The sequence below is a fragment of the Alkalibacterium indicireducens genome, assembly GCF_039522005.1.
Taxonomy (GTDB): domain Bacteria; phylum Bacillota; class Bacilli; order Lactobacillales; family Carnobacteriaceae_A; genus Alkalibacterium; species Alkalibacterium indicireducens.
In genome coordinates, this window is the sequence record NZ_BAAADA010000164.1 from 1 (window position 1) to 2,022 (window position 2,022).

1 protein-coding gene and 1 pseudogene are annotated in these 2,022 nt (G+C 37.1%); both read right to left on the minus strand.

Annotation, left to right across the window (positions count from 1 at the left end):
• Nucleotides 1–301: 301 nt before the first annotated feature.
• A pseudogene (locus ABFX15_RS12215) lies at nucleotides 302–1,053 on the minus strand (ATP-binding protein).
• Nucleotides 1,031–1,942 (minus strand): Mu transposase domain-containing protein, encoded by a 912-nt coding sequence (locus ABFX15_RS09430; RefSeq protein ID WP_346025171.1) that lies wholly within the window; start codon nucleotides 1,940–1,942, stop codon nucleotides 1,031–1,033. Before ABFX15_RS09430 ends, ABFX15_RS12215 begins: the two are co-directional and overlap by 23 nt.
• Nucleotides 1,943–2,022 lie beyond the last annotated feature (80 nt).

Genomic DNA, 2,022 nt, shown 5'->3' on the forward strand with positions numbered 1-2,022 from the left:
CTATCAGAAAACCGTTCAATAGTTAATATCAGGAAAAACTTTACATTACTTTCTACTTTACATTAAATTTATAATGTGAAGATTTACATTACAAATTATCAGGTACGAGAACTTCAGTCGTTCCTTCAAAATAGTCATAAGCGTTACGATGGGCTTTTATCCATGAGTGATTATTACGCGCCTTCAGGTCCACCTATTCACCACATTGAGTCTTGCGATATCCAATTGGAGTCCACTAGTACGCGCTTCGAGTCCAGTAAAATAGCCATGCCAATGTCAGCATGACTATTTTATACAGTTTTTAATTAATCGCTTGGTGCTCGCGCATATTTAGTTGACCAGTGTCATACCAAATCGCATTATGAACAATTCGATCCATAATTGCGTCCGCATGGACACCGCCACCTAATCTTTGATGCCAGTCTACTTTTCTAAATTGTGTACAGTAGATGGTGGATCCGGAATCGTATCGACGTTCGATGATCTCAAAGAGAAACTTTAAGTCTTCTTCCAACAAGTCATCCAATAACCATTCGTCTATAATAAGTAACCCATAATTGGAGAACTTCTTGATAAGATTCGTTACACCTTTTGGCTTGAGAGTCGCTTCATCTCGTTCTATTAATAAATCAGGCAGGCGAATATAACGTGTTCGAATTTCTTGTTTACAGGCTTCTTTACCTAAAGCACAAGCTAAGTATGTTTTTCCTGAACCTGTGAACCCTTGGAAAATAATATTTTGTCGATGATTGAGTAATTGCAGGTTGCCAGTTCTTGAAGGGTTTGGCGATCAATTTCACGCTTCTCATAGTGGATTGAAGCAATATTTGCGTCTTGTATTCGAAACTTAGAACGTTTAATTAATCGACTAACCCGTTTATTATATTTTTCTTGGTAAAGGTAATCGATAGATAACTGTAGGCGTTCATCAAAAGATAAGTGTCTGGTGTCTCTATCCATTTCTTGCATTTCTAATGTGTCTACAAATTCGCTTAAGTCTAACTGTCGTAATTTACGTACTGTTTCATTATCAATCATTAGTATCTCCTCCATAATATTCTGGGCCTCTCACGAATCCCAAGGATTCATTTTGAGAACTTTCTGCGTCTTCTAAAATGTCTTTATTATTGGGGTTGTTTAAAATGGTTTTTAACTGACGATATCTCGGCGAGTGGAGACGTTCTAAAGCAATTTGGCAAGCTTTCTCCAAGGCTTCATTGGAGTGCTTCTTTGATAGATTTAAAACAGACAAACAAGACTGAAAACCTTGTTCTTTAAGTTGTAATCTTTCAAAAATACGTTGAATTACTTTATGGGTAAAAGGGCCAATCTTTTGTGCCCAATTTAGCAGTCTCTGTTCGTTCCATTCGAGTTGATTAAATTGATCTAGTAAGTGTTCAGGTAAGGTTGAAAATGTATATTCTTTATAGATAGGGAGTCGTTTGTGAGTGGCGATTCGTTCATTTTGATAGTAGATTTCAAGAAAATGATCCGTTACTTTTAAATCCACTTTCTTTTTTACATATTGGTAGGGGCATGAGTAGTTGTTTTTTTGAAAGGTAATATGGCAATCGAGTTTGACAGTTCTTCCGTAAACCCATTCAGCAATTTCATAAGGGATTGAAGGCAGCGGACGGAGTTTTTCCTGTTCTGTCTCTGTGAATATGAGCCGTCGGCTTCCTTCACGTTTTTGAAAAGGTTTGGCGTTATAGATTTCTAACTTTTCGCGAATAGCAGCCTTTAATTCTCCCATGGTCGTGAAGATTTGATTTCTAAGTGGCGCGATTACTGCCATCGCTATTTTACCTACTGCACCTTCTACGGCTGCTTTCTGTTTTGGTTTGCGTACTTGAGCAGGCATGACAGCCATTACATAATGATTGGCTAAGGACTCATACTGTTCATTTAAAACAATATCTCCTTCTTTTGGGTGACTAATCACACCGGTCTTTAAATTTAATGTAAAGTAGAAAGTAATGTAAAGTTTTTCCTGATATTAACTATTGAACGGTTTTCTGATAG